Genomic DNA, 24,518 nt, shown 5'->3' on the forward strand with positions numbered 1-24,518 from the left:
GAATGCTGACACTTTATATCACAAGGCACGGTGAAACGCTTTGGAACACCGAGAAAAAATTGCAGGGATGGAAAGACTCGGAGCTGACAGAGAACGGGAAGCGGAATGCCCGACTTTTGGGTGAACGATTGAAGAATATTGATTTTGCTGAGGTCTATTCAAGCCCTAGCCAACGTACATTGGCTACTGCCGAGTTGATACTTGGAGAAAAGCAGATTGCTATTTTACAAGACGAAAACCTTCGCGAAATCAATATGGGAGATTGGGAGGGCCAGACCCACGACTATCTAAAGGAGGCATATCCACAGGCCTATCAAGCTTTCTGGAACACACCTCATTTGTATAAAAATGAAACAGGGGAGAACTTTGAGCAGCTGAAAGGCAGGGTTGCGCGTTTTCTCGACCGTCTGCAAAAAGAGCAAACTGACGGAAATGTTCTTATTGTCACCCACACCGTTTTTATCAAAGCACTACTGTTACATATGAAAAAGCTGCAGCTCGAAAATTTCTGGGAAGGCGCCTATATCCATGATACCTGCTTGACTGTGATAGAACTCTCTGACAATCAGATTAATATCCTTTTAGAGGGGGATGTATCCCATCGCGGGGAGGTAACCATCCATTGACAAGGATCGATAGTGTTCGAAAAGCCGTAGGAGCGGTCATATATAAGGGACAGAAAATTCTGCTGGTCAATAAAGTAATGGCGAGTTTACTAGAGGATTGGGATGGGCCTGACAAAGGGGAATGGGATTTTCCAAAAGGCGGCATAGAGCAGAAGGATGGTAGCCTTGAAGATGCCCTATTGAGAGAGCTGCATGAGGAAACAGGTTCCACTGATTTTAAAATTGTACGGCATCTGGAGGAGAAAATCTGCTTCCCGTTTCCGTCAATCATCGTCGAAAAAAGCGGCTTTGAAAGACAGGAAACAGAGATGTTCCTTGTGGAATATCTGGGGGATGAAGACAAGCTCCAGCCTGTGGATAAAGAGATAAAGGAAGCGAGATTTTATAAGGTGGAAGAAGTGGAAGGGCGATTGACGCATTCGGATACCAAGGAATTATGGGGCAAAGTGAAGAATCAGATTCAATAGGGAAGCAGCCTTTGAGGGGCTGCTTCTTTTGTAGAGGATTTTCGTTGTTGAGCGGATCCGAGTCAGCGGTTTTCGTAGCTATAAAGCAGTTTTGTGCATATCTGCAGTGTTTTTCACCGTAAGTGGAGATTTTTCACCGTAAGCATCCCGGAATTGTGCATAAATTGAAATTATTGTGCATATCACCATCAAGTTTGTGCATAAGTGAAAATGAATCCCCAGAACCAACCATCCTCCAAGCTTGAAACATATGCTTTTCCACAAAAAATTCCGAATTATCCCCAAAAGCGGTGAAAAATCACTTGTATGAGTGTATTATCCACAAGTAAAACCTCATTTCCCTGCAGTCGTGTTCCAATGAAAGAAGGAGTTCAGCTCTCCATTATGGAATTAGTCCATAAAAAGAAGAGGAGGAGCGTCTTGCAATGAATTTTAACCTTAAAGAAGCAATTGAAATACTCCAACGGACCCCAAAAACGCTTGAAGCGATGCTTTCCGGTCTGACAAGTGACTGGCTGCAAAGCAACGAAGGGGAAGGTACTTGGAATGCCGCTGAGGTGGTGGACCATCTCATTGAATGTGATAAAACAAATTGGATTCCGAGAATGGAGTCTATCCTCGACGATAAAGAGATGAAGCATTTTCCGCCGTTTGACCGCTTTTCACATCTAAACGGGCAAGAAAGTAAGACGATTGAACAAGCTTTACAGGAATTCTCTTCACTCCGGGAGAACAATGTGACCAAGCTGAAAGGGCAGATTACCAGTGATGAGCTTTTAGACTTAAGAGGCATCCATCCTGAATTCGGGGAAGTGAAATTAAGAGAGCTTCTTGCTACATGGGTGGTCCATGACCTGACCCATATCAGCCAGATCGTCCGGGTCATGGCGAAGAGATACCAGACCGACGTGGGGTCGTGGGAGGCTTATTTAAGCATATTGAAAAACAAATGAAAAGCTTGATTTTGAGGTGATTTGAAGTGTCAATAAAAGGTCTCAACCATTTCCTGTTCTCCGTATCCAATCTGGAAAAGTCGATCGAATTCTACCAAAAAGTATTTGATGCGAAGCTGCTCGTAAAAGGAAGAAGCACCGCTTATTTCGATTTCCATGGTATGTGGCTTGCTCTTAATGAAGAGAAAGACATACCTCGCAATGAAATTAGCCAGTCATACACCCATATAGCTTTTTCGATCGATGAAGCGGAAATTGTGGATATGTACGAGAAGCTGAAGCGTTGGAATGTGAATATCTTGTCGGGACGTCCAAGAGATGAGCGAGATAAACAATCCATTTATTTCACGGACCCGGATGGACATAAGTTTGAGTTTCATACAGGGACTTTGCAGGATAGATTGAATTACTATAAACAAGAAAAAATGCATATGGAGTTTTGATTAACCTATATATAGAATCGCCAGCTTCGTTCTTCTGCGAAACTTTTATTTCTCTATTCCGTCTAAGGAAAAAAGGAGGAATTAGGATGAAAAGAAGCAGGTTTAAATGGGCATTATTTATCTCCTTTACATTGTTTGTAGCACTTTCCTATCCAGGTAAAGCATCCGCCACATCCTGGGCATATCCGTTTGTAGTGTACGAGGGATACATGTATGTGGTAAGCGAGGAGAGTGTAGGGGAAGTGGAAGTGGAGAAGAAAATAGGAAGCGTTACGGAGTATTCCGACATGGAAAGCCTTCCTGGAAACTTCTCGAATATCTATCCTAGTGGAACAAAGTATTACTCCATCAAAGGAGTCAACCCCGAAGATATGATAGCAGTGGAAGAGTCAGAAGGAATTTATTTAAAAGCCGAACGAGAGGGGAAGTATGCAGCAACGGTAGAAGGTGATAGTTTCGAAGAAGAGGGAATGAAACAGGTGGATCTCTCCATGATCCTGATTTTCTTCTTTGGGGGATTGGTTGTAGCGCTTGTTCTATTTTTGATAATGAGAAAAGGTAGAAAAATAGAGTGATGAAGCAGACCGAGCAAATCAGGCCTGCTTTTTTATTTATCTTCATAGTGATATAATTGCTTGATAGAGAAGAGCGTTCTAAATTCGCGGCTTTTGTCGAATGAAAAGCAGGAATAGAATGATTTTTATAGAAATACTACATTAATTCATATTTTTTAGCTCATTCCAAAAGAAAAAATAGCGAGGAGAGTACATAAAAATGAAGGTGAAATTTAACCGTAATTCGGAACTGACAAATTTTATTAAAGATAATCAAACTAATTTCGAAGCAAAGCTGCTTTCCGAAGCGGTGAATGTAGCGGGCAAAATCAATGATATTTTGAACACCGGAAATATTGACCTTTTGAAGAATGCACAAAACCTGGTCATCTATGTGGTGGAAGAGAAAGAGAAAGAGCTGATCGAGTTTGCAAGAATTGAAGGAGTGTTATGGGCGCAGCATTCCTTGACACTATCTTTTAAGCTCGAATGGGTACAGGCTATCAGACGTACGCTGTGGCATTTCCTACATAAGTACGAAAAATTCAACAGTAACACTTTCACCAGAGATGATTTCTTTGAATTGGAAAGAAAGGTCAACGATTCCATAGACTCTTTCATTAATAATTTTTTCCTCAGCTATTCCGAATACAAGGATGAGCTGTTGAATTCCCAAAGAAAGCTTGTCGAGCATCTATCCGTTCCTATCATTCCGGTCAGCCCTACTGTGGCAGTGCTGCCGTTGATTGGAGCCGTTGATGACTACCGTATGCAGACAATTGAGGAAAAAGTGTTGATGGATATTTCCAAACTGAAGCTGGAAACATTGATTATGGACCTTTCCGGATTGACCGAAATGGATGAAGATGTCATCGTCCATTTTGAAAACATTCTGAGCGGGGTAACGATGATGGGATGCAAGGCAGTCATCACAGGAATGCGTGCAGAACTTGTAAGAAACATGATTCGTTTAGGAGTGACCTTCAACCATCAGGCCGAAACACATGGGACCCTGCAACAGACGTTGAAGAAATATTTGGTGATGTAATAGAAGTGGCCATCCACATTGGATGGGCCACTTTTTGCTATTTTGAGGGCATTACTCCACAAATTCAATATGCAAGCCCTCAACCTCCAAGCAATAAAGCCTGCCTCCATACGCACAGCCGCCATCAATTCCAATGATTTTATTTTCGCCAAAATAGACCTCGGGCTTCTGATGCAAATATTTTACCGGGGTGTGACCGAAGACCACCGTTTTTTCTCCGTTGTAGCCCTTATGGAACTCCTCGCGGATCCACACCAGGGTATATGGCTCAGTCGAGTGAATAGGAGTCTCCGGATGGACACCTGCATGGACAAAAATATGGGTGTCGGTTTCATGGTAGAAAGGAAGCCCTTTGAGGAATTCAATATGTGGACGGATTTCGTCATTGGTTTCGATCGGCTCTGGCATCTCATCTGTCGTATACCAATACTTTGCATCGTCTTTCTCAATTTCGTACCCGTAGTTCAAGAGGGTCTTGATTCCCCCATTATAGAACCATCTCTTCAATGCCTTAGGGTCATCGTTATCCTCAAACGCATCAATCATCATTTTATCGTGGTTGCCCATCAAGGCGATCGCTCCCTCTGACGTCAGCTCCATCACCTTGTCCAGAACCGCCCGGGAGTTCGGACCGCGATCTACATAATCGCCAAGTAGAAGCAATTGGTCCTTGTCTTTATTGTAGTTTACTAGTTTCAAAAGTTTCTCGAATTTGTCCATATCACCATGAATATCACTGATGGCGAGCATGCGTTTCATTTAGATCACGTCCTTTTCTTGAGAAAATTCTATCATAATTTTCTGAAATATGGGTATTCAAGTGCTTGGAGGTTTGCATTAAAATAGAATTATTGTGAAAAATGGGGGATTTATTATGAGGAGTATTCCTAAAAATACCAATATGATTGTGGAAGAATTGATCGAAGAAATAGATAGATTGTTACCTGGCTTTCTACAGGACTTTTACATATATGGCTCCATATCATTAGGAGCATTCCAAAATGGATTCAGTGATATTGATTTTATTGCATTAATCAATCAACACCCAACAGATGATGAATTACAAAGGATGAAAGATATCCATAAGCACATGCAGAGAAAGTTTTCTAATACGATTTTGGATGGTTATTATATCGTGAAGGAAGAAATGGAAGCAGAAAATCAACGGGTCATTCCTAGCCAGTATTTTTCAGAAGGAAAGTTTAATGGCAATAGAAGCTTCAGCAAAGATTCCATAGATGCTTTTCAATTGAAAAAATACGGAATCATCATAAAGGGTCAGCGGGTCGACTACTCCGTGGACTTCAATGTCGTACTCAAAAATCAGAAGGATAACATCAATACTTACTGGCAAAATTGGCTGGATGGCTGCAAGAGGTTTCCTTCCATCAACTATTTTGGTTCCTTTGTGAGTATTAGATCAATTGAATGGGGTGTGCTGGGGGTGACAAGACTGTTCTATACCATCCGGGAAAAGGACATGACATCCAAGGTGGGTGCGGGGGAATATGCCCTTGGAACCGTTCCGCAAAAATGGCACAAAATCATTCAAGAAGCGATAAGGTGGCGAAAAGGAGAAAGGAAATCCTTATATCGATCTATCAGGAAAAGACGTGCTGATGCGTTGGCGTATATGGAGTATGTGATAGGGGAATGCAATGCGCTGGATGACAAGCGTGGGAGAAGGTAACATGCTTCTCCTTCAATGTGTCACCTTGCCGAACGAAAGGGATTTTATCGAATCGCTAGAAGTCCCAACAGTATCGCTAGAACCTCTCCAATAATCGCTAGAAGTCCTCAAACATGTCCCATCACCCCGCACTAACAGGGGGCAATGTCATGCTCCAGAACTGATAATCACAGCGGAACACCGACTGTCATGCTTGTCTTCAAAAAAACTTTTCGATCCTAATCCCAGTTATATCAACACTTCCAGCCATCAACATGACATTTGTCATACTCTGCATATGACACCTGCTACTAATATTTTTTTCCCCTTTGTTTATAATGTGAAATAACAACATTAAGAAGAAGGGATTTTGAAAATATGACTACACAAAACAATACGAAAACGCTAAAAAAGCAAGTGGCTCCCTTTGAACAATCACAGACAATGAAAAGTGTATGGCAAATCATTAATACTCTAGGACCATTCTTTCTACTATGGTACCTTGCCTATATCAGTCTTTCCGTTTCTTATTGGTTAGCGCTCGTTCCGATGGTTCTGGCAGCTGGCTTCATGACACGCGTGTTTATCATTTTCCATGACTGCACGCATCACTCTTTCTTTAAAAACCGCAAATGGAACCGAGTTGTCGGGACCATCACAGGTGTATTGACCTTGTTCCCTTATGAGCAATGGGGCCATGATCACGCTGTCCACCACGCAACAAGTGGTAATCTTGATAAGCGCGGAGTTGGCGACATCTGGACACTTACAGTGGAAGAATATAATGCAGCATCATTAAAGACTAAAATCGGCTATCGTTTATATCGCAGTCCGTTTGTCATGTTCGTACTTGGACCTATCTGGGTATTCGCTTTGAGAAATCGTTTTAATCGAAAAAACGCCCGTAAGAAAGAGCGCAACAATCTATACTTGACGAATGTTCTGATCGTAGCTGTAATTGCATTGCTTTGCTGGGCAATCGGCTGGCAGTCATTCCTTATCGTACACGGAACAATCTTTATGGTAGCAGGATCCATCGGTATCTGGCTATTCTATGTACAGCATACGTTCGAGGATTCCTATTTTGAGCCGGATCAAGAATGGGAGTATGTACTGGCTGCTGTGGAAGGAAGCTCCTTCTACAAGCTTCCGAAGCTTCTTCAATTCCTGACTGGGAACATCGGTTTCCACCATGTTCATCATTTAAGCCCGAGAGTACCGAACTATATGCTTGAAGAGGCGCACAAGAATACGCCTCCGTTGGAAAATGTTCCGACTATTACGCTTGCGACAAGCTTTCGCTCCCTGAAATTCCGTCTGTGGGATGAAAAGACAAAGAACTTTGTCACGTTCAGAGAAGCAAGAAAAATGGTGAAACGCAGTATGAACACAGAAATGAACCCTGAACTATAAAATGCTTCACTAAGAAAGGCTCCTCTTAAATCTAAGGGAGCCTTTCGTTAAAATCAGCCACCCGATAAGGAGAGAACATCCATGATTCGAATTGTAATAGCAGAAGATCAAGAAATGTTGCTTGGGACCATTGGATCCCTCCTCAATTTGGAAGATGACATGGAAGTGGTCGGACAGGCGCGCAACGGAAAAGAGGCGCTATGGCTGGTGGAAGAAATGAAGCCGGATATTTGCATCATGGATGTTGAAATGCCCCAGATGAGCGGGCTTGAAGCAGCAGAAGCTTTAAAGGAGTCAGCATGCAAGGTGATCATCATGACGACCTTCGCAAGGGACGGCTATTTCCTTCGGGCTAGAAATGCAGATGTCCGTGGCTACCTGCTGAAAGATAATCCTAGTGAAGAATTAGTGGACGCGGTCCGATTAATTATTGAAGGAAAAAGAATCTTTGAACCGGATCTTGCAGACGATGCGGTTAAATCAGACATGGATCCGCAGGTTAATATGCTGGAAGAGGAAAAAGTGGTTCTTCGACCGACACCCATCCGTGCAGTAAAAAATTATTTATCCAATATTGTCAGCTAAAGGCCATTCACCTTGTATTCGAGGTGGATGGTCTTTTTTTGTAGATGATTGAAAAAATATAGGGCGGGTATTATATAGAAATGTCGAAAAGTGCATGTTCAAAAAGGAGGATAAAAAGAGCAAAGAAGTTCGAGGAAGCGAAGTCTCGAGCACCGCAGCGTATAGTTGGCATACGTGAGGAGCGGAGAGACAAGCTGACGAAGAAATTCGAAGCTATTTTTACCGGACTTTTTGAACATCCCCTAAAAAGAATACACTGGAGGAGGAATCAGGAATGAGTAAACACATATTAATGGTAGTAACAACAGCAGATAAAATGAAGAACGGGAACGAAACAGGACTTTGGCTTTCAGAATTCGGAGAAGCTTACGTGGAATTTAAGAATGCGGGTTACGAGGTGACTGTGGCAAGCCCAAAAGGTGGAAAAGCACCGGTTGATGCACGAAGTCTCGAGGGTGGGGAAATACCGCAGGAAATCCTGGATACGGCCCAATACCTAGAGGACACCATCAAACTCGATGAAGTGATCGACTCAACGAAATTCGACGCCATCTTCCTTCCAGGCGGACATGGAACGATGTTTGACTTCCCTGATAACATTTACCTGCAGGATTTAATTCGTGATATGTATGAAGAGGACAAGATTGTAGCAGCCGTATGCCACGGACCTGCAGGACTTGTGGGCGTGAAGCTATCCGATGATACCCCACTTGTTGCAGGTAAGACTTTGACTGCATTTACAGATGAGGAGGAGCGCGAAACAACGCTCGACAAGGACGTGCAATTCCTCCTGGAAACCCGTCTTCGTGAGCTTGGAGCGGAATTCATCGCCAAAGATAATTGGGCAGATCATATGAAAGAGGACAGCAAGCTGATTACAGGGCAGAACCCGCAGTCCACGACCAGTGTGGCAAAAGAGGTAGTGAAGCAGTTAGGTTAATCAAGGTGGAAAAATTAAATATATATTTACATGAAGCAGGCAGGAAAAACAACCGTTTTTCCTGCCTGCTTTTATTAATGGATAAAATATGACAACCGTTTCCCTTTTAAACCCATATGGTAAGGTTCACACACTTATGATAGATTAATAAGAAAAGTAAGACTATTTTAACGGGTGAGAATCAATAGATTACGAGACGTTCTATTTTACGGAGGGGCCATATGTTTTTTTCTTTACGAAATCGTATATTTCTTATTTTTACTTTGTTGTTGACGGTTCCCTTTTTAGTATTATCCTTTCTGATTCCTAGCTGGTTTACTTCCATCATTGAGAATCAGACCAAAAGCTCGACGCAGGACATGATGGATCAATACTCGCTGTATATTGATTCCATTACGAGGCAGGCGGAGGATCTGGGAAAACAGGTGCTTGTCGATCAGACCACACAGCAGTGGCTGCGCATGGAACGGGAGAATACGGGTATTACAGAAACCGAGCGACTCATGATGAAAAATGAGCTGAGGGGACAGCTTTCCTCCATGGTCATAAACAACTCCAATACAATGTCCTTTTCCATTTTCCTTCATGACGGGACTGGCTTGTGGACGGATAACCCATCCTTGCAGAAAATGAATTGGTATGAAGACTTCCCTAATGATGATCAACGTTGGATCAAAACGCATTTGGATGAATTCCAGCATCGAAATGAAATGAGCGAGGTTCCCATAAACAGCTATCTCCTCCCATTGTTTGATATCAATACCATGGAGCTTGCCGGTGTGATAAAGGTGAATTTCCCTTCCTCTCTGCTTGAAACGGCGCTAAGCAAGATACAGCTCGGCGAAAGTGGCCGTGTTTATCTTTTGAATGGCGCTGGAGAAAATGTCCTATCCGGAAAGGTAGAAACCCCGGAACATGTATTGAGGGAGAGCTTGTCCCTTATACAAGAGGGCAGGCCGGATGAAGGACTGCTCGAAATGAATCATGATGGGGAGGAATACCTTGTATTCTATCAAAAACTGACCATTGGGGATTGGATTCTATTCAGTGAAATTACTAAGTCGGAATTATTCCATAAAATTGATCAGTTGCAAAAAAAGCTCTTTCTGACAAGTGCCTTTATTTTCATTTTGACAGGAATCGCCTCCTTTCTGCTTTCCTCCAATATCGTCAGTCCGTTAGGGAAGCTGGCAAAAGCGATGACGCATGTGGAGCGGGGGGACTTTGACCGTGCCAAGCTGGTGATGCCCACCATTAAATCGGACAATCATGAGGTTGGCTATCTCGTAAAGGTGTTCGATCAGACCATCCACAGGTTGAATAGGCTCATAAAAATAGAGTACGAGGCAAACATCCGCAGAAAGGATGCCGAGTATAAAGCATTGCTTCTGCAAATCAATCCGCATTTTATGAACAACACATTGGAAATCATCGGCGGATTGGCTGCACAAGGTATGAATAAAGAGGTCATGAATGTCACTGTTTATCTTGGCCGCATGATGAGATATTCCTTGGATACGTCAAGTGATGTGGTGACATTGGGAGAGGAAATCAATTATATCCGAAATTTTACGGATATATTGAAAGTCAGGTATGAAGATAACATTTCCATTGATGTAAAGGAAGATCCTGGTACGAGATCGCTCCCGATCATCCGGTTTGTGGTACAGCCGCTTGTGGAAAATGCGGTGAAATATAGTTTTATCGAAAATACACATGCTGTCATAAAAATAGAGACCCAAAAGGCAGATAACCAAATCTACATTTCGGTGGAAGACAATGGAGTTGGGATATCAGAGGAAGTGATTACCGAGCTGTTGCATTCCGACAAGAACAACGAGCTCAATGAAGTTCTGGCAAGTAAAGGGAGCAGCATCGGATTGAAGAACGTCCTGGGGAGATTGAAGTTGTATCATGGTCAGGATTTTTCGTTTAAAATCCAATCAAAAGCACAGAAAGGCACAAAGGTAACATTGTGTATAAGACTAAAGGGGGATATACATGATGAAAGTGTTGATAACAGATGATGAGGTTCAGATCCGTAAAGGGTTGAGGATGAAGGTGGAATGGGAAGAGGTAGGATTCGAAATCGTCGGGGAAGCTTCGAATGGAAAAGAGGCACTCGATTTGCTCGGGAGGATGGATGTGGATATCGTCCTGACAGATGTCAGAATGCCGATCATGGACGGAATGGAATTTGTAAAACGATGCAGTCTGGAGCATCCGCAGGTCAAGGTGATAGTCCTTTCCGGATATTCCGATTTTGATTATGTTCGTTCCTCCATGATTGAGGGAGTGAAAGACTACTTATTAAAGCCGGTAGCTCCAGATGAATTGCTGGCTGCACTCCTGCGGATCAGGAGTGAGCTGCAAGCGGAAAAGCAGAAGGCAAAGGAATCCGAACAGATGAACCGACTCGTTCATAACCAGTTTGAAGAAATGAGAGAACAGTATATGCTCTACTTAGTCAAAGAGGAATGGTCGGAGCTCAATATTGCACAGGAGAGATTGCGACAGCTGCAGCTAGAAGAGTTTGCAAATGAAAAAGTGCAAGTGCAGTTTGTCACCGTGGAAATCAGAGAGTCCGACAGCCCTTCTGTTTCCGGCAGCTTAAAGGAACTTTGGCTGCCATTTCGTATGTTATGCAAGGAAATTGCGGAACGAAAGGAAGGTACCCATTCTTTTTATGATGCAAACTATTCCTATATGATTCATTTTATCCACAGGATTGAATCTGAACAGTTGACACACAAATCACCCTTCATCATCGATTTGCAGCACACTGTAAAAGAGTTCCTCGGCTTGGAAACGGTGATTGGCATCGGGAAAGTGGTGACAGGGCAGGCTGCATTCAAGACAGGCTTTATTTCTGCCTTGCTTTCGTGGAGTCAAAGTCAGCTTGGTTCTAAGTCACAGGTGCTAGAAGGTGCTGTGCAACAGGAAAAGCTCGAATTCTCCACAGATTATGAAAAAAGGCTGATTAATGCCATCGAACATGCCAACCAGGATGCTTTTATCTCCAATGTGAAAGCGGTATTGGGGTATACGACCAGGCAGTCGGCCCTGACATTTTCCCTTTCAGCCAATCGCATCCTTTTTCTGTTGAGTGCCCATGCAAGAAAATATGAGATTGATACGAATGAAACCCATGGTAAAATCTGGAATTGCCAGCAGAGTATCTGGGAACTGAATTCACAAAGCAGGGTAATCGAACACCTGACAGAACTGGCGCAGTCCATCATCAGGAAGGTCCAGGAAGTCAGGAACTCCTCGAATGGATCCGTGATTGTGGAAAAGGTGCGCCGTTATATGGAACAACATTATGCAAGTGAAATTTCCCTGACCAGCTTATCGGAGCAGTTTCATATCAATAGTGCCTATCTATCAGAAATATTCAAGACACATACTGGCAAGAATTTCAGTGATTTTCTGATAGGATTGCGACTTGAAAAGGCCGAGCAGCTGCTCAGGGATCCGCAATTAAAAATAATCGATGTAGCACATCTGGTCGGGTTCTCCAATTCCGGTTATTTCAGCACCGTTTTCAAAAAGCATTTTGAACAGACTCCTGTCGAATACAGGAAATCACATAGGATGCATGTCTAAAGAAGGAAAGGGTATGATGATGAAAAAAAGGATGGCCATTGGAATCGTAACGGGCATTATACTGATTATTGCAGCCTATGTGTTGTCTTTTTTCACCCTTTTCCCCGACAGGTCCACCAATTCGGGAAAGGAAGAAGCGGAAGACCAGCCCGTGACGGAATTGACGTTCTGGAGAAACTATGGGAATTCCCTTGAGAACAGGGCGTACAGGGAGATTGTTGCTACATTTGAAAAAGAACACCCTGCGATTAAAATCAATATGATTTCCATACCATACGGAGATTATGAGCTGAAGCTGAGAACGGAAATTGCAGCCGGAAATCCACCGGATATTATGGCGATTGACAGTCCGAATTTGGCAGTCTATGCAAATTCCGGTTCGCTTCTATCGATCGACAAGCAAATGAGGTCAGAAGGGAATATGGAAGATATCCCTGAAACCACACTGAGGGGGCTGACTTATAAAGATGAAATCTACTTGGCGAGTATCGTTGAGTCCGGTGTGGCTCTATTTTATAATAGGCATATTTTCAGAGAAGCAGGTGTCCCTTTTCCGTCCAAGGATCAGCCATTGCCCTGGAGTGAAGTGGTGGAAATTGCGAAGAAACTAAACAATCCTTCAAAGGATGTCTATGGCATCGATCCTGCCCAGGGATTCAGCGATGGGGAGTCCCCGACTTATTTCAAGCTGCCGATATTATGGCAGTTCGGAGCGGAAGTATTAAGTCCCGACGGCGGCACAGCGGAAGGCTATTTGAATTCAGAAGAGGCTCTCGAAGCACTGCAATTTTACCAGGATCTTTACTTCACACATAAGGTAGCAGCGGTTGAGCTGCCGACAGATCCATTTGTCGAGGGGCATCTTGGCATGTCAATAATGGGTTCCTGGACATTGGCAGACTATGAAAAGAGCGAATCTGATTTCAAATTGGGGAAGGATTATGGCATCGCCCCGTTACCGAGGGCAAAGAACCAGGTAGTTCCAAATGGGGGCTGGGCCCTTGGGATTTCACAGAAAACAGATTTCCCTGACGAGGCATGGGCGTTTGTCAAATATGCAACAGGCTTTGAAGGAGCAAAAAAATATGTAGAAATCACAGGGGATATACCTGCAAGATATTCTGTCGCAAAGGAGTTCCCTGAGCTGAATCAGTACCCTAAAAAAATCTTTGTTACCCAGGCGCAGAACTACTCCAAGAATCGCCCGGTCACTCCGGCCTATCCTGTGGTCAGTGTGGCGCTCAAGGAATTATTTGAAGATGTGGGAATCTCGGGCCAAAATGTGAAAGAGGCGGCGGACGAAGCAGTAGAAAAGATAAACAAAGGGCTAAAGGCCTTCGAAGATTAATAAATAACTAGTATCCCCTGGCGATGTAGGCTGGGGGTTTTTTTTATCCAAAAATATTAGAATGTCAGTCCCAAAGATATTGAAATATTCCGTGCTGGGATTTTGTTATATTTTTAATCAGATAATGAAAACGCTTTATTTATTGATAGGAAATCTTACAAAAGGAGGTTGCTAGCATTGCAGGAAATAGTGAAGGCTGGGAAAGATACTGCCACGAAAATCAAAACGGAAAGTAAAATGGCGAAGAAGCTGAACTACATGAAAAAGAACTATATCCTTTACCTGCTCATCGCCCCAGCTATTATTCTAACCATCATCTTTAAGTACATCCCGATGTACGGAGCAACCATTGCATTCAAGGATTTCAGTCCGATCAAAGGAATCATGGGAAGTGAGTGGGTTGGTCTGAAGCATTTTACCAGCTTTCTCACCTCACCGAATTTCATGAGTATATTCATGAATACGCTCAAACTGAGTTCCTTTGAACTCCTGATAGGGTTTCCGATCCCAATCATTTTGGCTCTGATGCTGAATCAGGTGAGGAGGGCAAAGTTCAAGAAGAACATTCAACTGGTTCTTTATGCACCACATTTCATTTCTGTCGTTGTCATTTCGGGGATGGTGTTTCTCTTTCTTTCCCCAACAGGACCGATCAATGCGATTCTGTCGATTTTCATGGACCAACCAGTTTCGTTCATGTCAGACCCTGATGCGTTCCGGTCGATTTATATCTGGTCCGGTGTCTGGCAGGGAGCGGGCTGGGCGTCAATCATCTATATTGCAGCATTGGCCAATGTCGATCCGCAACTGCATGACGCTGCAACGGTGGACGGGGCATCACTCCTTCAGCGGATCTGGCATATCGATCTACCGACGTTGAAACCGGTTATGGCGGTCCTCTTTATTCTCGCTGCCGGCGGGATCATGGCGATCGGGTTTGAGAAAGCCTACCTGCTGCAAACGGCGATGAACCTGCCGTCATCCGAGATCATCCCAACCTATGTGTATAAACGGGGATTGCAGGCAGGCGACTATTCTTTTGCGACAGCGGTTGGTCTGTTTAACGCCATCATTAATGTAGCCCTACTCATTTTCGTTAATAAAGTGGTGAAAAAATTAAATGAAGGTGAAGGACTTTTATAGAAAGGAGGTCAAGGGATGAACAACGCAAGAAGTGACCGAATGCTGCTACTGATAAATAAAGTACTGCTAAGCGTGGTGGTTATGATCGTACTGCTTCCTCTTTTATATGTACTACTGGCTTCCTTTTTGGAGCCGAACGTCATACTCAGGAAGGGGCTTTCACTCCATGCTTCTGACTGGACGCTTGAGGGGTATAAAAGGATTTTTTCCGATGGAACCATTGTAAGAGGCTTCATCAACTCGATCCTGTATTCAACCGGATTCACGATTGTCACAGTACTGGTCTGCATACTGGCTGGCTACACGCTATCGACAGATGACCTCGTCGGGAAGAAAACGATCATGGTGTTCTTCATTATTACGATGTTCTTCAACGGCGGATTGATTCCGACATATCTTGTGGTGCGGGACCTTGGGATGTTGAATACAGTCTGGGCCATCATTATTCCAAATGCCATCAATGTATGGTTCATCATTCTCGCACGAACCTATTTCAAGGCCATTCCGAAAGAATTGAAGGAAGCGGCAAGAATAGACGGGGCATCAGAGTTCAAGATTTTCCTGAAAATAGTATTCCCTCTGTCCAAGCCAATCATTTTTGTACTAGCGTTATACGCATTCATCGGCCAGTGGAATGCCTACTTCGATGCCATGATCTATCTGGAAGATCGTGAACTCTATCCATTGCAGCTCGTACTCAGGTCGATCCTGATCCAGAACGAAGTACAGCCTGGCATGATCGGGGATCAGCTGGCAAGAGCCGAGCTTCAGAAGATATCAGAAATGATCAAGTATTCCTCGATTGTCATTGCCAGCTTGCCACTGATGATCATGTATCCATTCTTCCAGAAATATTTTGAAAAAGGCGTTATGGTTGGGTCTTTAAAATAAAACATGCAGAGTGAGGGGTTTATGATGAGAAAAACGGTGAAAACAATGTCTGCGGTACTGCTTTCGGGAATGTTGATTGCAACAGGCTGCAGCAACAAAAGCAGTGGGAATGCTTCTTCGGAGGACTATAAGCTATCCGACGTATCCTTTCCATTAGAAGAAAAAGTCAGCCTGAAGTTTATGACAAACAGCTCTCCAATGGCACCTACCGATCCGAACGAAAAGCTGATCTATCAGCGTTTGGCGGAGCAAACAGGAGTCAATATCGAATGGAAGAACTACACACATGATACTTTCATCGAAAAGAGAAACCTGGCAATCGCAAGCGGTGAGCTTCCGGATGCCATCCTGAATGCCAGCTATAGTGACTATGAATTGTTGAAGCTTGCAAAGGACGGAGCAATTGTACCTGTAGAGGAACTGATTGAAAACCACATGCCAAATCTGCAAAAAGTGCTGGAGGCAGCACCGGAATACAAAGCGATGATGACCGCACCAGACGGACATATCTATTCGTTCCCATGGATCGAGGAACTAGGTGCAGGGAAGGAAAGCATCCACTCTGTGGACTGCTTCCCGTGGATCAATGTGGAGTGGCTCGATAAGCTAGGCTTGGAAATGCCGACCACAACCGAAGAATTAAAAGAGGTTCTGATCGCTTTTAAAACACAGGATCCAAACGGAAACGGTGAAGCGGACGAAATCCCTATGTCCCTGATCATCAATGATGGCGGGCAGGATCTTTCCTTCCTTTTCGGATCATTCGGACTAGGCGATAACTGGGATCATACAGTGGTAAGCAATGAGGGGGAAGTGATTTTCACCTCTGCACAGGAAGGCTACAAGGAAGGAATCAAATTCTTCAACGAGCTCTATAATGAAGGCTTGATCGATATTGAAGCGTTTGAGCAGGACTGGAACACGTACCTGGCGAAAGGGAAAGAAGAGCGATATGGACTTTACTTCACTTGGGATAAGGCGAACATTACCGGAATGAATGATAAGTATGACTTGATGCCTGCACTTGCAGGTCCGGACGGCCATAAGAATGTCGCAAGAACGAACGGCATGGGCTTTGACAGAGGAAGAATGGTCATCACCAGTGCCAACAAAAACCTCGAGCTCACAGCAAAATGGATCGACCAGTTGTATGACCCGCACCAATCCGTCCAGAACAACTGGGGGACGTATGGCGACGACAAGCAGCAGAACATCTTTGAAATGGATGAAAGCGCAGGTATGCTGAAACACCTTCCACTGAATGGGACGGCTCCTGTAGAATTAAGGGAGAAAACATCCATCGGCGGCCCACTGGCTATTTTGGATGAGTATTATGGAAAGGTTACAACAAAGCCAGACGATGCAGCCTGGAGACTTGGATTAATGAAAGATGTAATGGTTCAAGACATGTTGGCGGAGAATATCTATCCGAGAGTATTCTTCTCCCTGGATGAGCTGGATCGCCTCTCCAAAATTGAAGCGGACCTCATTCCATACGTTCACAGAAAGAAAGCCGAATGGATCACCAATGGTAATGTGGAAGCTGAATGGGAAGAATATTTAGCGGAATTGGAGCGCTACGGGTTATCCGAATGGCTTGAAATCAAACAGGCAGGCTATGACCGAAACCAAGAATAATAGAGTTTGAAAAATAGGGAAGGCTGTACAGAGTTTGGCAGGTACAGCCTTTTTCAATACGCTGCCCTAATAAAGGAGGAAATAATAATGACGGTGACATACCAAGAAAAGCATCGCCCGCAATATCACTTTTCACCAGCAAAGAATTGGTTGAACGATCCGAACGGCATGGTGTATTTTAACGGGGAGTATCACCTTTTCTATCAGCACCACCCTTTTGGAACGACGTGGGGACCGATGCACTGGGGCCATGCCATCAGTAAGGACCTGGTTCATTGGGAGCATCAGCCTATTGCCTTGGAACCGGATGAACATGGCGCGATTTTCTCCGGCAGTGCCGTGGTGGACTGGAATAATACTACCGGCTTCTTTCCGGATGCACCGGGATTGGTTGCCATCTATACAAGTGCGGGAACCTATCCTGATTCCGAGCGTCCACGTCAGCGTCAAAGCATCGCCTACAGCAAGGACTCCGGAAGAACGTGGATCAAGTATGAGGGAAACCCTGTCTTATCCGATGAAAACATTACTGATTACCGAGATCCGAAAGTCTTCTGGCATGAGGAAACAGATAAATGGGTGATGGTATTGGCCACCGGGCAATCCCTGATGCTTTATACTTCCCCGAATCTAATAGATTGGGAGTTTGCCAGTGAATTTGGAAATACAGCAGGATCACATGCTGGAGTTTGGGAATGTCCAGACCTTTTCAGGCTGCCAGTGGATGGAGATGAGCGCAGTCAGAAATGGGTCCTCCTTGTAAGCATCGGGGATAACCACGATTTCAAGGAAGGCTCCAGAACCCAATACTTTGTCGGGGAATTCGATGGCTCTGTTTTCGTGAACGATCATTCTGTTGAGACCATACTTTGGCTTGATTATGGAAGAGATAATTATGCGGGAGTAAGCTGGTCGGATGTTCCCTCAACTGACGGCAGAAGGATCTATATCGGCTGGATGAGCAACTGGCGCTATGCGAATCTGGTACCAACAGAAGGGTGGAGAAGTGCGATGACCCTGCCACGGGAGCTATCATTGGTTTCCTGTGAGGAAGGTGTGCGTCTCGTTCAGAAGCCTGTTGAGGAAGTGAAGGTGCTTCGGGATAAAACAGATATCTACGAAAATTTGATTATGGAATCCCAAGGATTTACCTATGACCTTATGAGTGATAGTGTGGAAATAGTGGCGGATTTTGAAGTACAGGATGCAACGGTGTTTGGTCTTATTCTTCGAAACGCTAAAGGGGAAAAGCTGGTAGTAAGCTTTGATGTAGGAAAGGAAATCCTGGCAGTGGACCGGACGCATGGCGGGGATAACAGTTTTTCCGATTCATTTGCAGCTGTCCAGGAGGCGAAGGTCAACACGGTGGGCAGCAAAATCAAGTTGCAAATCTTCCTGGATGTATCGACCATCGAAGTGTTTGCGAACGACGGTGAAGCCGCATTTACGAGCCTCGTGTTCCCAGAAGAGTCGTATCAGGAGCTTCAGCTATTTGTGGAGGATGGTACTGTAAAACTAGGAAGTTTGAAATTGACGGAAATGAAGTCTATTTGGGGGGCTTAAGCTCTTCGGTAGTCTAGTGTGGTGCTTAGTCGATAATCTGTTAAAATAGGCATATAATAACCCTCTCCAATCAGGAGAGAAAAACTGGTAAAAAGGGTGCTTTCATTTTTGATGTTTCTTACCCTTTACCACCTTACAATCTACTATTAAAAAGAGGACGGTGATCCAACTTTGAGCGGATCCATTTTTTGCATCGGAGAATTACTAATCGACTTTTTCTGTACTGAAGTAAATATTGACCTGGTGGAAGGAAAGCATTTTGAGAAGCAGGCAGGTGGAGCACCGGCGAATGTATGTGCAACCGCCGTGAAATTAGGCGGCCATGCCGTGTTCTGCGGCAAAGTCGGGAATGACCCATTCGGACACTTTTTGAAACAGACCTTAGAGAGGTCAAACGTGGATTCTTCCATGCTCGTTTTGGATGACAAGCATCCTACGACTTTGGCTTTTGTTTCTTTGAAAGCAAATGGAGAAAGGGACTTTACCTTTAACCGCGGTGCGGATGCCTATCTGACGGAAAAAGAGATTGATCAAAGCAAGTTGGTGGAATGCTCGATCCTTCATTTCGGATCTGCTACGGCATTGCTGGAAGACCCATTCCAAACCACTTATTTTCATACGATGAAGGCGGGAAAGGAAGCAGGCAAATTCCTCTCCTTTGACCCGAATTTCAGAAAAGACCTTTGGCGCGGGCGAGTAACGGACTTTGTGCAACTGGCGCAAAAAGGGATAGGGTTGGCCGATTTTGTAAAAGTAAGTGAAGAAGAAATGGAGATCATCACCGGTACAACGGATCTGAAGATTGGAGCTTCCGCCTTACATGAGATGGGGGCGAAAATCGTCGCGGTTACATTAGGAAAAGAAGGAACATTCCTATCCAATGGACAGCAGTCGGATATCATACCGAGCATGGAAGTGGAATCGATCGACTCTACCGGGGCAGGTGACGCCTTTGTCGGCGCTATGCTACACCAGTTGGCAATGGTGCCAAACCCCAAAAACATCATAGAAGACTTTGAAAAGTTGAAGGAAATGGTCGTTTTCAGCAATAAAGTCGGCGCTTTGGTATGTACGAAGATAGGGGCAATCTCTGCACTGCCGAGTATGGAAGAACTGTATGAGAACGGAATTTCCATGTAATAATAAACTCCTTTTCATATTGGGAAGGAGTTTTTATTTTTAGGAATAATTTATATTCCCCTATCAAATATCTGACAAAAATTATATGATTAAGAGTAGTGAAATCGGCCGGATGCACAGACCTAGACCCTGTACATTTGGTTTAATGGGAAAGAAGCAACCTGAAGGGGAATATTGCAAATGTTTTTGTCAGATCTTTTTATTAACTTATGTATTTTAATTGCACTGCTATTCATATATCTTCAGATTAGGTGGAATACATATCTGGATAATTGGGAGCCTAAAAAACTGAGCCTGGTGGATGGTATTGCTGGTGGGCTGCTTGGGAATATACTCATGTATTTCTCCATTCAGGTCACAGATGAAACCATCGTCGATCTGCGGTATTTGCCAGTCATGCTAACCATGCTATTCATTGGTGTATTTCCTGGATTAATCAGTACTGCTCTCATTATTGCTGGAAGGTTTTTATTTGGTTGGAATGTTTCATCTGTCTCGGCATTACTTTTAATGCTGGCCATTTTTATCGGATTCCTTCTTATTCTGAAAAACAAGGATACTGTAAGAATGTTGATGAAAAAGGCGATTATGATGATTGTATTTGCTAATATCGCGTTTTCTTTCTTTTTAATGCTGCTCATTCAAGATAGTGGGATATTGCTTAAGTTAATTCCTGTCTACTGGATTATTTCGACCATTGGCGGATTTACTTCCATATACGCAGTAAGATACTTAAGGAAATCTCATTCCCTATTGAAGAAGTATGAAAAAGAATCAACCACAGACTTTCTGACAGGTCTGAATAATGTTCGTCAGTTTGATGTGGTGTGGAATCAGATGGTGATTCATGCAGAAGAAAAAAAAGAACAGCTTTCTTTGCTACTGATTGACATCGACCATTTTAAAAAGGTGAATGATACATACGGTCATCCAGTGGGAGATATGGTTCTAAGGGAACTTGGGGAAGTACTAAAGCGCAACACCAGATCCTTCGACTTGGTATCTAGAAATGGAGGCGAGGAGTTTTCTGTTATCCTGCCCGGTTGCCCGAAACACCAGGCAATCGAAAAAGGGGAAAAAATCCGTCTCGCCGTAGAAACACATCCTTTTCCAATTTCAGCAGACGAACATATAAACATCACCGTTTCCATAGGTGCTGCAACCTATCCGGAAACAAATATCAACACGGAAAACATTATTAAAAGTGCGGATGATTGTCTGTATAGAGCGAAGCATTCGGGTCGTAACCAGGTTTGTTATTAATAAACCTTCCAGATATGAGGAGGGTATGACTCAGCTGGTCGAGCTAGTATTACGATTCCTCAAAATAGAAATCAACCATAAAAATAGCTTAATTGTAGAAGTCTTAATCATGGATTCTTGATTTGGACTTTTTTTTATTTTCCATTGTTTAAAGGAGAAAGTTAAATTTTAAACACCGAAGATACAGATCAATCTAAGAATAAGGCAAATTTAATCCAGTTTAACAACTCTTCATTTTTTCTTGCTTTTTGGAGATATTAAAAAATAAAAAGGAAATTATTATGATAGGATTCGTGCTTTCAATTATTACATTTAATCTCATTGCATTAAAATTCAATAAAAAATTGAAAGGCAATCACATTGCTCATATTTGGATGTTTACAATAGCCTTTCAAACCAGCTTTGATGCTTATATAAATTATAAATTTCAGGGCTATTGGTATTTTACAAAAGCAGTGGATTGGTGGGAGTTACCTGCTACAACAATACTAGTCCCTCCAGTAAACATAATATTTTTAAACTTTTATCCCCTTAATAAATCGTTAAGCAAACAGATAAAATACATTACTTTTTGGGTTTTTGGTATACTTGCCTATGAAATTTTGGCACTTTTGCCTGAACCCATAGGATATTTCAATTATGGTTGGTGGACAATATGGCATTCAGTAATTATCGATCCCATTTTATTAGTTATTCTTTTAATGTATTATAAATGGATTTTAAAGTTGGAAAGAAAACCTACAGATATAAGTGAGGAGAAAATATGACTGTTAATGAAAAGGTCACAGAAGGAGCAAGGAAAGTATATCAACTATTGGAAAAATCCGCTGATTTACATATGGATATATGGATAGATTATGTTGTTTTCACATGGAGATGGTGGTTTTTACTAGGTTTAACACTAATTCCTTGGATTATATGGTTGGTATATAGAAAAAAAGGAAGCACCCATCGCCTTTTATTTGTAGGATTTTTTACTATATTTATTTCACTTTGGTTAGACAGTATGGGTACTCAATTAGGCTGGTGGTACTACAAATATGAGCTAATCCCGTTTACTCCTTCCTTTAAGCCATGGGATTTCAGTTTATTGCCAGTAACAACTATGTTTTTTTTACAATTCAAACCAAGTCTAAGCCCTTTTATAAAAGGAATAGTGTATGCTGCAATCATTGCATTTATTGCTGAACCACTTTTTTTGTGGCTGGGCTATTATGAATATCCTAACTGGGAGTATATTTACTCATTTTTTTTATATTTTATCATTTATCTTATTTCACATTTTATTGTTACGAGAAATAAGTTTGAGAGGCTTTAATATAATAAAGAGAGCACAAAGAAACTTGTTGAAAATATTTACAATATTTAACTTAATATCCATATATTTTTGTTATTATTAAAGAAGAAGTAAGATATTCATTGGAGGTACATAGATACTTTACAAATCTGTTTTCCGATAGTGGTAGTCGGACAATGCTTTATCTTGCCATGTTTATAGTAGATAGAAATGAGGGGATGGAGCGTGAAAAAAGTGGGAACAGTCCTATTGATCCTAATCCTGATCGTAGTCGGGGCAACGGTTGCTGCTGGGCAGTTTACGGATGTTTTTTCTTTTAAGACGGTTGGCTTTCAGGATGCAAGTTCAGTAAAGGGGGATGGAATAAAGAAGGTGGAGGTCGATGTGTCCTCCATTGATGTGAAAGTGGTATCGACAACTGGTGAGGAAATTAATGTGGAGCTTGCTGGGGAAGTGAGTGAGCGTTATAAGGATGATTTTAAACTGAAAGTGAAAGAGAATGGAGATACGCTGAAGGTTGAAATCGAGGAGCCGAATTTCCGTTTCGGAGCTATTATGATCAACCTCCAGATGGTCATCGAGCTTCCGGAAAAAGAGTATGAATCCATCAGACTCTATGCGTCGTCAGGGGATTTTGACATCAGGGGAATCCGGGCCAAGGAGATCCTTACTGAAGTGAGTTCGGGTGATATCCGTGCTGAGGACGTTACTGTGGCATCCGTTTTTGAACTGGATGCCAGCAGCGGAGACATGCGTCTGAATAACGTGAAAGCGGCAAAGTTCACTATGTCAGCGAGCAGCGGGGACATTAGACTTGATGGTGTGGAAGGAGAGGTCTCCGTTGATACATCCTCAGGGGATATAACCGTCTATGAGGCGGCAGGTGACTTGACTTTGGAGGCATCTTCCGGGGACATCACGATTGATAACAAGGAAGTGCAGGGCAATATCCATGCAGAAGCGACAAGTGGAGATGTAAAAGTATCATTCCGCGATGCACCAACCACCCTGTCACTCGACTTTCGCGCAAGCTCAGGTGACGGCACTGTCAACTTGGAGGAAATGCTGTACGATGAAAAAGCGGAGGACGAAATCCTAGGCAAGGTCGGCGACGGGAAGTACATGCTGAAGGTAAGGACAACGTCAGGGGATTTTAGTTTGAACTAGGGAATATTTTACGAAACGGCACTCTTTACTTTGATAAAGAGTGTTTTTTTCTTGTGTCAGACTTTTTGTCACAAAAAACAAAATATTTAAAAAAATAATAGATTTAGGCATATTGTCCTTGTATAATTATGGGTGATAGAGTAAAAGTATGAAGAAATTTGGGACTTCTTAGCGAATTGCACAAAAGCAATATTTCTGTTTCATGATAGACCTTTTTAGAGACCAGAAAAAAGAGGGGGAAAGGAACATGAAGAAGATAATGGCGCTTATTTTTACTGCAATATTAATGTTGGGGATTTCGTCTCCTGTAATTGCCTCTGAAGTAAAAGATATAGCAAAGGCTCTGGAGATGATTGAACAAACGAATCTCGAGATTGAGAAAAAGATCGAAAAGGGAGTCACGAAGGCGGATAAACTTCATGCTGCATATCTGATGGATCTTCAAAGGCTTGAAGAGGACGAGAAGTTGGAAAATGATTTGGCGAAGAGAACAGAGCTAAAAGAAAAGATAGAAGCGAAATACGAAAAGAAACTGGATAAAATTATTGCAAAAGTGTATGACGAAACACTTGAGATGTCAGCTCTAACAATCCAAAAAGCTGCGGACCTTGGCGTGGAAGCGGAGTGCAGCTGGGTACTGGTGCGCTTTGCTGATCGATATGTATGGATTGATCCTGTTCGTGTGGTAGGGTTAAAGAAATAGCCAAATGGTACATATTTAACGGTAGTGAAAGCGAGTCTAATAGTTAATTCGACTCGCTTTT

Annotated in this window: 24 protein-coding genes; 23 read left to right on the forward strand and 1 reads right to left on the reverse strand. The window is 42.9% G+C overall.

Annotation, left to right across the window (positions count from 1 at the left end):
* Nucleotides 1-2 precede the first annotated feature (2 nt).
* From ACQCT5_RS02170 to ACQCT5_RS02195, 6 genes are all read left to right on the forward strand, one after another.
* Nucleotides 3-626, forward strand: coding sequence for a histidine phosphatase family protein (locus ACQCT5_RS02170; RefSeq protein ID WP_499638547.1), 624 nt, complete (start codon nucleotides 3-5; stop codon nucleotides 624-626).
* Complete coding sequence (locus ACQCT5_RS02175) at nucleotides 623-1,093, forward strand: NUDIX domain-containing protein (RefSeq protein WP_499638549.1); 471 nt, start codon at nucleotides 623-625, stop codon at nucleotides 1,091-1,093. The genes ACQCT5_RS02170 and ACQCT5_RS02175 overlap by 4 nt, the downstream gene beginning before the upstream one ends.
* 425 nt (nucleotides 1,094-1,518) lie before the next feature.
* Entirely contained in the window at nucleotides 1,519-2,046 is a 528-nt protein-coding gene (locus ACQCT5_RS02180; protein WP_499638551.1) for a DinB family protein, read from the forward strand.
* A 26-nt stretch (nucleotides 2,047-2,072) separates the two neighbouring features.
* On the forward strand, nucleotides 2,073-2,489 hold the full coding sequence (gene fosM, locus ACQCT5_RS02185; protein WP_499638553.1) for a FosM family fosfomycin resistance protein: 417 nt from the start codon (nucleotides 2,073-2,075) through the stop codon (nucleotides 2,487-2,489).
* Nucleotides 2,490-2,575: 86 nt separating this feature from the next.
* Nucleotides 2,576-3,064, forward strand: a complete 489-nt coding sequence (locus ACQCT5_RS02190; RefSeq protein ID WP_499638555.1) for a hypothetical protein — start codon at nucleotides 2,576-2,578, stop codon at nucleotides 3,062-3,064.
* Nucleotides 3,065-3,263: 199 nt separating this feature from the next.
* Nucleotides 3,264-4,091, forward strand: a complete 828-nt coding sequence (locus ACQCT5_RS02195) for an STAS domain-containing protein (RefSeq protein WP_499638557.1) — start codon at nucleotides 3,264-3,266, stop codon at nucleotides 4,089-4,091.
* 51 nt (nucleotides 4,092-4,142) lie between these two features.
* Here the strand turns inward: ACQCT5_RS02195 and ACQCT5_RS02200 are convergent, their stop codons facing one another.
* Nucleotides 4,143-4,850 carry a metallophosphoesterase family protein gene (locus ACQCT5_RS02200; protein ID WP_499638559.1) on the reverse strand — a complete coding sequence of 236 codons (708 nt, stop codon included), beginning with the start codon at nucleotides 4,848-4,850 and terminating at the stop codon, nucleotides 4,143-4,145.
* Nucleotides 4,851-4,965: 115 nt separating this feature from the next.
* Between ACQCT5_RS02200 and ACQCT5_RS02205 the strand changes: the two genes are divergently transcribed.
* The 17 genes from ACQCT5_RS02205 to ACQCT5_RS02285 all read left to right on the forward strand — a co-directional run bounded on the left by ACQCT5_RS02205 (nucleotide 4,966) and on the right by ACQCT5_RS02285 (nucleotide 24,457).
* Nucleotides 4,966-5,781, forward strand: coding sequence for an aminoglycoside adenylyltransferase domain-containing protein (locus ACQCT5_RS02205; protein ID WP_499638561.1), 816 nt, complete (start codon nucleotides 4,966-4,968; stop codon nucleotides 5,779-5,781).
* A gap of 357 nt (nucleotides 5,782-6,138) precedes the next feature.
* The gene (desA, locus tag ACQCT5_RS02210; RefSeq protein ID WP_499638563.1) at nucleotides 6,139-7,173 is read left to right on the forward strand and encodes a Delta(5) desaturase DesA; all 1,035 of its coding nucleotides are present in this window, start codon (nucleotides 6,139-6,141) and stop codon (nucleotides 7,171-7,173) included.
* A gap of 81 nt (nucleotides 7,174-7,254) precedes the next feature.
* Entirely contained in the window at nucleotides 7,255-7,758 is a 504-nt protein-coding gene (locus tag ACQCT5_RS02215) for a response regulator (RefSeq protein WP_499638565.1), read from the forward strand.
* A gap of 274 nt (nucleotides 7,759-8,032) precedes the next feature.
* Nucleotides 8,033-8,698 carry a type 1 glutamine amidotransferase domain-containing protein gene (locus ACQCT5_RS02220; RefSeq protein ID WP_499638568.1) on the forward strand — a complete coding sequence of 222 codons (666 nt, stop codon included), beginning with the start codon at nucleotides 8,033-8,035 and terminating at the stop codon, nucleotides 8,696-8,698.
* Nucleotides 8,699-8,919: 221 nt separating this feature from the next.
* On the forward strand, nucleotides 8,920-10,725 hold the full coding sequence (locus ACQCT5_RS02225; RefSeq protein ID WP_499638570.1) for a sensor histidine kinase: 1,806 nt from the start codon (nucleotides 8,920-8,922) through the stop codon (nucleotides 10,723-10,725).
* Nucleotides 10,700-12,304 (forward strand): response regulator, encoded by a 1,605-nt coding sequence (locus ACQCT5_RS02230; RefSeq protein WP_499638572.1) that lies wholly within the window; start codon nucleotides 10,700-10,702, stop codon nucleotides 12,302-12,304. Before ACQCT5_RS02225 ends, ACQCT5_RS02230 begins: the two co-directional genes overlap by 26 nt.
* A 13-nt stretch (nucleotides 12,305-12,317) precedes the next feature.
* Nucleotides 12,318-13,652 (forward strand): ABC transporter substrate-binding protein, encoded by a 1,335-nt coding sequence (locus tag ACQCT5_RS02235; RefSeq protein WP_499638574.1) that lies wholly within the window; start codon nucleotides 12,318-12,320, stop codon nucleotides 13,650-13,652.
* Between the two features lie 237 nt (nucleotides 13,653-13,889).
* Nucleotides 13,890-14,795: an ABC transporter permease gene (locus ACQCT5_RS02240; protein ID WP_499639087.1), complete on the forward strand. Its 906-nt coding sequence runs from the start codon at nucleotides 13,890-13,892 to the stop codon at nucleotides 14,793-14,795.
* 15 nt (nucleotides 14,796-14,810) lie between these two features.
* Entirely contained in the window at nucleotides 14,811-15,686 is an 876-nt protein-coding gene (locus ACQCT5_RS02245; protein WP_499638576.1) for a carbohydrate ABC transporter permease, read from the forward strand.
* A gap of 24 nt (nucleotides 15,687-15,710) precedes the next feature.
* Nucleotides 15,711-17,324 carry an ABC transporter substrate-binding protein gene (locus ACQCT5_RS02250; RefSeq protein WP_499639089.1) on the forward strand — a complete coding sequence of 538 codons (1,614 nt, stop codon included), beginning with the start codon at nucleotides 15,711-15,713 and terminating at the stop codon, nucleotides 17,322-17,324.
* A gap of 87 nt (nucleotides 17,325-17,411) precedes the next feature.
* Nucleotides 17,412-18,887 carry a glycoside hydrolase family 32 protein gene (locus tag ACQCT5_RS02255; RefSeq protein WP_499638578.1) on the forward strand — a complete coding sequence of 492 codons (1,476 nt, stop codon included), beginning with the start codon at nucleotides 17,412-17,414 and terminating at the stop codon, nucleotides 18,885-18,887.
* Nucleotides 18,888-19,058: 171 nt separating this feature from the next.
* Nucleotides 19,059-20,027, forward strand: a complete 969-nt coding sequence (locus ACQCT5_RS02260; protein ID WP_499638580.1) for a carbohydrate kinase family protein — start codon at nucleotides 19,059-19,061, stop codon at nucleotides 20,025-20,027.
* 180 nt (nucleotides 20,028-20,207) lie between these two features.
* On the forward strand, nucleotides 20,208-21,290 hold the full coding sequence (locus tag ACQCT5_RS02265) for a diguanylate cyclase (RefSeq protein WP_499638581.1): 1,083 nt from the start codon (nucleotides 20,208-20,210) through the stop codon (nucleotides 21,288-21,290).
* A 281-nt stretch (nucleotides 21,291-21,571) separates the two neighbouring features.
* Complete coding sequence (locus ACQCT5_RS02270) at nucleotides 21,572-22,057, forward strand: hypothetical protein (RefSeq protein ID WP_499638583.1); 486 nt, start codon at nucleotides 21,572-21,574, stop codon at nucleotides 22,055-22,057.
* On the forward strand, nucleotides 22,054-22,608 hold the full coding sequence (locus ACQCT5_RS02275) for a CBO0543 family protein (protein WP_499638585.1): 555 nt from the start codon (nucleotides 22,054-22,056) through the stop codon (nucleotides 22,606-22,608). The genes ACQCT5_RS02270 and ACQCT5_RS02275 overlap by 4 nt, the downstream gene beginning before the upstream one ends.
* A gap of 204 nt (nucleotides 22,609-22,812) precedes the next feature.
* On the forward strand, nucleotides 22,813-23,754 hold the full coding sequence (locus ACQCT5_RS02280) for a DUF4097 family beta strand repeat-containing protein (protein ID WP_499638587.1): 942 nt from the start codon (nucleotides 22,813-22,815) through the stop codon (nucleotides 23,752-23,754).
* 247 nt (nucleotides 23,755-24,001) lie between these two features.
* On the forward strand, nucleotides 24,002-24,457 hold the full coding sequence (locus ACQCT5_RS02285) for a hypothetical protein (RefSeq protein ID WP_499638589.1): 456 nt from the start codon (nucleotides 24,002-24,004) through the stop codon (nucleotides 24,455-24,457).
* The last annotated feature ends 61 nt before the right edge of the window (nucleotides 24,458-24,518 follow it).

The sequence above is a fragment of the Sutcliffiella halmapala genome, assembly GCF_050107295.1.
In the GTDB taxonomy this organism is placed as follows: Bacteria; Bacillota; Bacilli; order Bacillales; family Bacillaceae_I; genus Sutcliffiella_A; species Sutcliffiella_A halmapala_A.

Excerpts from the sequence above, each read along its gene's own strand:
- ACQCT5_RS02240 (WP_499639087.1), top strand. The coding sequence starts at position 13,890 with ATGGCGAAGAAGCTGAACTACATGAAAAAGAACTATATCCTTTACCTG.
- ACQCT5_RS02250 (WP_499639089.1), top strand. The coding sequence starts at position 15,711 with ATGAGAAAAACGGTGAAAACAATGTCTGCGGTACTGCTTTCGGGAATG.
- ACQCT5_RS02220 (WP_499638568.1), top strand. The coding sequence starts at position 8,033 with ATGAGTAAACACATATTAATGGTAGTAACAACAGCAGATAAAATGAAG.
- ACQCT5_RS02270 (WP_499638583.1), top strand. The coding sequence starts at position 21,572 with ATGATAGGATTCGTGCTTTCAATTATTACATTTAATCTCATTGCATTA.
- ACQCT5_RS02195 (WP_499638557.1), top strand. The coding sequence starts at position 3,264 with ATGAAGGTGAAATTTAACCGTAATTCGGAACTGACAAATTTTATTAAA.
- ACQCT5_RS02200 (WP_499638559.1), bottom strand. The coding sequence starts at position 4,850 with ATGAAACGCATGCTCGCCATCAGTGATATTCATGGTGATATGGACAAA.
- ACQCT5_RS02275 (WP_499638585.1), top strand. The coding sequence starts at position 22,054 with ATGACTGTTAATGAAAAGGTCACAGAAGGAGCAAGGAAAGTATATCAA.
- ACQCT5_RS02190 (WP_499638555.1), top strand. The coding sequence starts at position 2,576 with ATGAAAAGAAGCAGGTTTAAATGGGCATTATTTATCTCCTTTACATTG.
- desA (WP_499638563.1), top strand. The coding sequence starts at position 6,139 with ATGACTACACAAAACAATACGAAAACGCTAAAAAAGCAAGTGGCTCCC.
- ACQCT5_RS02230 (WP_499638572.1), top strand. The coding sequence starts at position 10,700 with ATGATGAAAGTGTTGATAACAGATGATGAGGTTCAGATCCGTAAAGGG.
- ACQCT5_RS02170 (WP_499638547.1), top strand. The coding sequence starts at position 3 with ATGCTGACACTTTATATCACAAGGCACGGTGAAACGCTTTGGAACACC.
- ACQCT5_RS02215 (WP_499638565.1), top strand. The coding sequence starts at position 7,255 with ATGATTCGAATTGTAATAGCAGAAGATCAAGAAATGTTGCTTGGGACC.
- ACQCT5_RS02265 (WP_499638581.1), top strand. The coding sequence starts at position 20,208 with ATGTTTTTGTCAGATCTTTTTATTAACTTATGTATTTTAATTGCACTG.
- ACQCT5_RS02180 (WP_499638551.1), top strand. The coding sequence starts at position 1,519 with ATGAATTTTAACCTTAAAGAAGCAATTGAAATACTCCAACGGACCCCA.
- ACQCT5_RS02255 (WP_499638578.1), top strand. The coding sequence starts at position 17,412 with ATGACGGTGACATACCAAGAAAAGCATCGCCCGCAATATCACTTTTCA.
- ACQCT5_RS02205 (WP_499638561.1), top strand. The coding sequence starts at position 4,966 with ATGAGGAGTATTCCTAAAAATACCAATATGATTGTGGAAGAATTGATC.
- ACQCT5_RS02245 (WP_499638576.1), top strand. The coding sequence starts at position 14,811 with ATGAACAACGCAAGAAGTGACCGAATGCTGCTACTGATAAATAAAGTA.
- ACQCT5_RS02235 (WP_499638574.1), top strand. The coding sequence starts at position 12,318 with ATGATGATGAAAAAAAGGATGGCCATTGGAATCGTAACGGGCATTATA.
- ACQCT5_RS02285 (WP_499638589.1), top strand. The coding sequence starts at position 24,002 with ATGAAGAAGATAATGGCGCTTATTTTTACTGCAATATTAATGTTGGGG.
- ACQCT5_RS02225 (WP_499638570.1), top strand. The coding sequence starts at position 8,920 with ATGTTTTTTTCTTTACGAAATCGTATATTTCTTATTTTTACTTTGTTG.